Here is a 6,236-nt window from a genome sequence, read left to right on the forward strand (position 1 = left end):
CGCCCCGCGGCGCCAGGTCGGCGAGCAGCAGCCCGACGAGGCCGTCTTCGACGGCCACTTTGGCCAGCCGGGCGGGCTCGATGACGGCGCGGCGGACCTGGTCCGCCGTCATCGGGCTGAGCACGACCTGCCGGGACTCCAGCGCGCTCGCCAGCCCCGGGTAGCGGATCGCCTGGTCGTAGAAGTCGGCCCGCAGCGCGAGGATCACCAAGGCGGTCCCGGTCAGTTCGCACAGCTCGGTGATGAAGTCGCGGCGCTGCGCCTCGTCGCGGCACCGGGTGAAGACCGCCTCGAACTGGTCCACGATGACCGCCGGGCGTCCGCCTTCGGCGCCGTCCAGGCTCGCCGCGAGCTCGGTGAGCCGGGCCTTGAGGTCGGCGACCGGGGTGGCCGTGGGCTCGAGCACGATCACCGGCCCGGCGATTTCCGGGGCTACCGCGGCCAGCTCGCTGAGGCGCGGCAGCAGGCCCGCGCGCAGCAGCGATGACTTGCCGGCCCCCGAAGGGCCGACCAGCACCAGCGGCAGCGCGGAGGACTCGGCGGCGAGGGAGACCAGGTGTTCCGTGACGTCCTCGCGGCCGAAGAACCAGCGCGCGTCCTGCTGCTCGAACCTGGCCAGGCCGCGGTACGGGGTGCCCGTCCTCCTGCCGGGCAGCCGCCGGATCCGCTGCAGCGCGGCTTCCCACCACGCGATCCGGGCCGGGTCGGTCTCGCCGCACACCTCGAGAATGCGGATCAGCTGCTGCCGGTCGGCGGGCAGATGGCGCCCCGAGAAGTAGTCGCCGACCGTGCTGACAGGAATACCGGACAAGCGGCCGACGTCCCGGATCCGCAATCCGGCGCGTTCCCTGAGCGCCGTCAGCTCCCGCGCGAAATCCGCCTGAGATTCGATTTGTTCGGCCATTTGTTGCGCCGTGGCCGGATTATCAGCCATTGGTCCCCCTGATACGAAGCCTTGCCTTCACATGACAGTCCCTATGGGCACCCAAGTTGACCCAATGCGTGACATCGATGCGAAGTTGCGACCATGTTTCTCACGCCAGTGCTTGTCCGATCTTGTCCGGACATTGTTCTGATGCGGCGCTACGGCGGACAGCGCAGGCACAATGGCACACCAAGGGCGGGGTCGCCAGGGGGTGTGCGGTCTCGCGGTCCGTGGTTTCCGCCTTTCGGACCGCGAGACCGTACGGCGAGGCAGTACGGCGGGTCCTACTCGCCGTTGAACTCGGCGACCGCGGCCTCGAACGCGTCGAGTTCCCGCTCTACCGGCCCGCGCTGCGCGGACGGCAGCCAGTGCACGGCTCGCTCGAACCCGGCCGCCGCGTACGCCTCGAGCGCTCTGGGGTCGGACGGCACGCCCATCACCATCAGCCGCACCGGCCGGTCCGCCCGCGCCCGCAGCTCCTCAGCCCGGTCCAGGATCCCTTCCCGCGCGTAGTTCGGGAACCACCCGTCGCCGAACGCGAGCACCCGGTCGAGCACGCCGGGACCGTCCCCGCCGACGAGCACCGGCGGGTGCGGCCGCTGCGCTGGCTTGGGCCACGACCAGATCCGGTCGAACGACACGTACTCGCCCGCGTAGCTGGCCTCGTCGGACGTCCAGATCGCCTTCATCGCCTCGATCCGCTCCCGCATGACCGCCATCCGGACCCGCGGGTCGGTGCCGTGGTTGGCCATCTCCTCCCTGTTCCACCCCGCGCCGACGCCGAACTCGAATCGCCCGCCGGACATGAAGTCGACGGAGGCGACCTCCTTGGCGGTGATGATCGGGTCCCGCTCGATCACCAGGCACACGCCGGACCCGACGCGCAGCCGGCTGGTCGCGGCCAGCGCGGCCGTGACGGCGACGAACAGGTCGAAGGTGTGCGCGTACCTGCGCGGCAACGGCCGCCCGCCAGGCCACGGTGTCTGCCTGCTCGCTGGGATATGCGTGTGCTCGGGAAAGAACAGCGACTCGTGCCCGCGCTGCTCGGCCAGCCGCGCCACCTCGGCGGGCGCGACCGCATCGTGGGTCGCGAAAATAGCTACACCGGTCTCCATAACCCGAAACCCTATGATGCTCTCAACGGCGAGAGGAGCACGCCATGGCGGAGAAGAGCTACACGTCGGCCATCAGCGACACGCCGCTGCTCGGCGACACAATCGGGGAGAACCTCGACGCGGCAGTGCGCCGGTTTCCCGATCGCCCGGCCCTGATCGACGTGCCGGCCGGCCGCCGGTGGAGCTACGCCGAGCTCGCCGCCGACGTGGACGCGCTCGCTCTCGGCCTGCTCGCCGCCGGCGTCACCGTGGGGGACCGGGTGGGCATCTGGGCCCCGAACTGCGCCGAATGGGTGCTGACCCAGTACGCCACCGCGAAGATCGGCGCGGTCCTGGTGAACATCAACCCCGCCTACCGGACCAGCGAGCTCGAGTTCGTGCTGAACCAGTCGGGCGCCAGGCTGCTCGTCGCCGCGCAGCGGCTGAAGACGTCCGACTACGCCGCGATGATCGCCGAGGTCCGGCCGCGCTGCGCCGCTTTGGAGCAGGTCGTCCTGCTCGGTACCGGCGAGTGGGACGCGCTGCTCGAGACCGGGCGCCGCGCGGACCGCGGCGCGCTCGGCGCGATCGAGCTGAGCGCCGACGACCCGATCAACATCCAGTACACCTCGGGGACCACCGGCTTCCCGAAGGGCGCGACGCTCTCGCACCACAACATCCTGAACAACGGGTACTTCGTCGGCGAGCTGTGCCACTACACGCACGAGGACAAGATCTGCATCCCGGTGCCGTTCTACCACTGCTTCGGCATGGTGATGGGGAACCTGGCGGCGACCAGCCACGGTGCGGCGATGGTGATCCCGGCGCCGGCCTTCGACCCGGTAGCCACCTTGGAGGCGGTGCAGGCGGAGCGGTGCACGTCGCTGTACGGGGTGCCGACGATGTTCATCGCCGAGCTGTCGGTGCCGGACTTCGGCCGTTTCGACCTGTCCAGCCTGCGCACCGGCATCATGGCGGGCTCGCCGTGCCCCGTCGAGGTGATGAAGCAGGTCATCGACCGGATGGGCATGTCGGAGGTGTCGATCTGCTACGGCATGACCGAGACCTCACCGGTGTCCACCCAGACCCGGGTCGACGACTCGATCGAGCGCCGGGTGGCGACGGTCGGCCGGGTAGGCCCGCACATCGAGGTCAAGGTCATCGACCCGGCGACCGGCAGAGCCGTCCCGCGAGGCACCCCTGGCGAGCTGTGCACCCGCGGCTACTCGGTGATGCTCGGCTACTGGCGCCAGCCGGACAAGACCGCCGAGGTCATCGACGCCGCCCGGTGGATGCACACCGGGGACCTCGCCGTGATGGACGACGACGGCTACCTGTCGATCACCGGCCGGATCAAGGACATGGTGATCCGCGGCGGCGAGAACATCTACCCGCGCGAGGTCGAGGAGTTCCTCTACACCCACCCGGACATCCTGGACGCGCAGGTGATCGGCGTCCCGGACGCCAAGTACGGCGAGGAGCTGATGGCTTGGGTCCGGATGCGCCCCGGCGCCACGCCGCTGACGGCTGACGCGCTGCGCGAGTTCTGCCTCGGGAAGCTCGCGCACTACAAGATCCCCCGCTACGTGCACATCACCGACGAGTTCCCGATGACCGTCACCGGCAAGGTCCGCAAGGTAGAAATGCGCGAACGATCCACCGAAATCCTCAACCTCCACCCTTAGCCACCGCACAAATCGCCAGTCCCATTTACCGCCTCCGCACTAATTGCCGCCCCTGACACACCGATTTACGATTCGGACGGCATTCCCCAAGTGCAGGAGGGACACAAATGTTTGCGACGAAGCGCATTCGGCTGGCAGTGGCGGCACTAGCGGTGGCAATCGCCGCGAGCGGGACCGCGGCCGCGATGGCAAGCACGGCCTCGGCGAGCCCGAAACCGGCGGCGCAGGTGAGCGCCCACCACGCGCGGGTGAGCCTGAACCGGTTCGACCTCAACGGCTACGTGATCAACGCCAAGTACACCCTGGGCCGCAACACCGGCAACACGTTCCAGCAGACCTACAAGCACTCCACTGTCCAGGGCGTCCCGATCGCCGGCCCGAACGTGGGCACTACCTTCCCGCCCGAGGACTACGTCGCCCTGCCCATCGGCAACCACCAGCTGTACATCACCTGGCTCGATCCCAAGACCTTCGCGATCGTCGACGTGTTCGTGATGAACTTCGCGACCCGCACCGTGTACGACTACGCACCGGGCAGCGCGCACCCAGAGAGCGCGGGCACGATCACCGTCGTCAAGTGCGGCAAGCAGCCACTCCCGTAACCGCCGTCACTACCCGATGGGCCGCGCGCTCAGCTGCGAGCGCTGCGGCCCATGCCCTGGAGGCAGCGCTGTCACAGGCCGGCGACTAACCGCTCGATTGTCAGTACCCTGCGTTACGCTGACCCCATCCAATTGCCTATGCCATAGAAGTGGGACAGATGTACGCTCTGAGTATGACTAAGAGCCGCTTGTCAGTGACTGTCGACGCGGATCTGATTGCCGCGGTTCAAGCCGCCGTGGCCGCCGGCGCGGCGGAATCCACCAGCGCCTGGGTGAGCGATGCGCTGCGCTTGAAGCTCGACCACGACCGCAGGCTTCGCGGGATTGGCGACTTCATTGCCGCGTACGAGGCGGAGCACGGTGAGATCACCGAAGAGGAGATGGAAGCCGCCGTGCGACGGGCGAGGGAACGGGCGATCGTCGTCCGGGGCGGCAAGGTCGTGCGGAACGGCATGGCTGGCACCGGGCCTACAGGAGCTGAGTGATGCTGGTCTTGGACGCTGGGGCGTTCATCGCCGCCGAACGCGGTACAGGCGACGTCGCCGCCCTGGTAAAGAACGAGTTCACGTCCGGGCGCGTGCCGCTGACCAACGGCGCGGTCATCGCTCAAATCTGGCGTGGCGGGACCGGCCGTCAGGTGAAGGTCGCCCGGCTGCTGGACAACGTGGAAGTCGTTCCTGTCGATGACGGGCTGGGGAAGCGCGCGGGGATGCTGCTAGCCCGCACGGGTGCCGCGGACGCCATCGACGCGTCCGTGGTGTGCCTAGCCCAGGACGGGGACGACATCCTCACCTCCGACCCCCGTGACCTGCTGGACCTGGTGCGGACGGCCGGGGTGCACGTGGAGCTGATTCCGGTCTAACGCCGGCGTCGGCCGAATGCGCGAGCCCAGACAATTTCGCCGCCGACCGGGAGGTGGCGGAGCGGCTGATGGCTGTCGCACCCCCTGACGGTCGAGGTGTCGCGGGAGAACAGGCAGTTCCTGGCCCGGGCGGTCACGTGGGCGGCGAGCCAGGGGATCGGCCAGTTCATCGACCTGGGCTGCGGCATGCCCACCGTGCCGAACACACACCAGACGGCCAAGGCCACCATTCCGGCCGCCCGGGTGGCCTACATCGACAACGACCCGGTGGTGCTCACTCACCTGCGCGCGCTGGCCGAGCACGGCAATCCCGGCGTGACGGTGGTGGACGGGGACGTGCGGGAGCCAGGCGCGATCATTGCCGCCATCCAGGACGACATCGACCTCGAGGCTCCGGCGTGCCTGCTCATGGGGTACCTGCTCCACTTCTTCGCGCCTGACGCGGCGCGGGACCTGGTGGCCAGCTACGTCGCACGACTGGTGCCGGGAAGCTACGTGGTGCTCTCCGTCGGCCGCGCCGACGGTGCAGCGGCGAAACAGGGTTTCGGCGCCTATTCCTCGGGCGGGACGCGGGTCTACAACCATTCGGTGGAAGAGTTCGCGAGCTTCTTCGGCCCCTTGAAACTCGTCCCGCCCGGCGTGGTCGACGGCCGGGAGTGGTATCCGGACTCCGCGCAGCCGGTGCACGCCGCGCCCCGCGACGGACGGGTGATCGTCGGCGTCGCCCGCGTGTGAGGCAGGCTACGGCTGTTCTTCCGGGGGAGTGGCGTGCTCGACGTCCTCCACGGTTTCGGTGAGCAGTATCCAGGTCTGAGACGCCCCAGGACGTTCTGGATGAGGTCTTTTCTCTGTCCGCCAGCCGGAACCTTCCGGACCGAGGATCTCGAGCAGCGCCGGACGGACGACCTGATATGCCCACTCGAACCGGTCGCCGACGACCTCCTCGGGCGGGGCGGCCTGCGTCAGCCACGCCTGCACCTTGCCCCACGCCACCCCGTGCCCGCTGGCCAGCCGCTGCCCGAACTCCGGACGGTTGCGGAGCGCCGAGATCGCCGCCTTCTGGTACGC

Annotated in this window: 8 protein-coding genes; 5 read left to right on the plus strand and 3 right to left on the minus strand. The window is 69.0% G+C overall.

Translation table 11 applies throughout. From position 1 onward, the window contains the following. A partial coding sequence (locus tag WA805_RS06330) for a helix-turn-helix domain-containing protein (RefSeq protein ID WP_425241867.1) occupies positions 1-904 on the minus strand: 904 nt, incomplete at its 3' end. 305 nt (positions 905-1,209) lie between these two features. After that, complete coding sequence (locus WA805_RS06335; RefSeq protein WP_422276623.1) at positions 1,210-2,040, minus strand: LLM class F420-dependent oxidoreductase; 831 nt, start codon at positions 2,038-2,040, stop codon at positions 1,210-1,212. A 44-nt stretch (positions 2,041-2,084) separates the two neighbouring features. On the opposite strand from WA805_RS06335, the gene WA805_RS06340 reads away from it, so the two are divergent. The 5 genes from WA805_RS06340 (at position 2,085) to WA805_RS06360 (ending at position 5,903) form a co-directional block, all read left to right on the plus strand. After that, positions 2,085-3,704 carry an AMP-binding protein gene (locus WA805_RS06340; protein WP_425241868.1) on the plus strand — a complete coding sequence of 540 codons (1,620 nt, stop codon included), beginning with the start codon at positions 2,085-2,087 and terminating at the stop codon, positions 3,702-3,704. Positions 3,705-3,811: 107 nt separating this feature from the next. Next, the gene (locus WA805_RS06345; protein ID WP_422290165.1) at positions 3,812-4,306 is read left to right on the plus strand and encodes a hypothetical protein; all 495 of its coding nucleotides are present in this window, start codon (positions 3,812-3,814) and stop codon (positions 4,304-4,306) included. A 194-nt stretch (positions 4,307-4,500) separates the two neighbouring features. Next, on the plus strand, positions 4,501-4,791 hold the full coding sequence (locus tag WA805_RS06350) for a hypothetical protein (RefSeq protein ID WP_422288846.1): 291 nt from the start codon (positions 4,501-4,503) through the stop codon (positions 4,789-4,791). Continuing rightward, positions 4,791-5,168 (plus strand): PIN domain-containing protein, encoded by a 378-nt coding sequence (locus WA805_RS06355; protein WP_422276707.1) that lies wholly within the window; start codon positions 4,791-4,793, stop codon positions 5,166-5,168. Before WA805_RS06350 ends, WA805_RS06355 begins: the two co-directional genes overlap by 1 nt. 84 nt (positions 5,169-5,252) lie before the next feature. Continuing rightward, positions 5,253-5,903 (plus strand): SAM-dependent methyltransferase, encoded by a 651-nt coding sequence (locus WA805_RS06360; RefSeq protein ID WP_425241870.1) that lies wholly within the window; start codon positions 5,253-5,255, stop codon positions 5,901-5,903. A gap of 6 nt (positions 5,904-5,909) precedes the next feature. On the opposite strand, the gene WA805_RS06365 is transcribed toward WA805_RS06360, so the two are convergent. Then, positions 5,910-6,236: hypothetical protein (locus tag WA805_RS06365; RefSeq protein WP_425241869.1), on the minus strand; the 327-nt coding region annotated here is incomplete at its 5' end.

It is taken from the genome of Trebonia sp. (assembly GCF_049794275.1).
In the GTDB taxonomy this organism is placed as follows: Bacteria; Actinomycetota; Actinomycetes; order Streptosporangiales; family Streptosporangiaceae; genus Trebonia.

What these genes read in the sequence shown, in the direction of transcription:
- WA805_RS06345 (WP_422290165.1), top strand. Translation starts at nt 3,812, where the DNA reads ATGTTTGCGACGAAGCGCATTCGGCTGGCAGTGGCGGCACTAGCGGTG.
- WA805_RS06335 (WP_422276623.1), bottom strand. Translation starts at nt 2,040, where the DNA reads ATGGAGACCGGTGTAGCTATTTTCGCGACCCACGATGCGGTCGCGCCC.
- WA805_RS06340 (WP_425241868.1), top strand. Translation starts at nt 2,085, where the DNA reads ATGGCGGAGAAGAGCTACACGTCGGCCATCAGCGACACGCCGCTGCTC.
- WA805_RS06355 (WP_422276707.1), top strand. Translation starts at nt 4,791, where the DNA reads ATGCTGGTCTTGGACGCTGGGGCGTTCATCGCCGCCGAACGCGGTACA.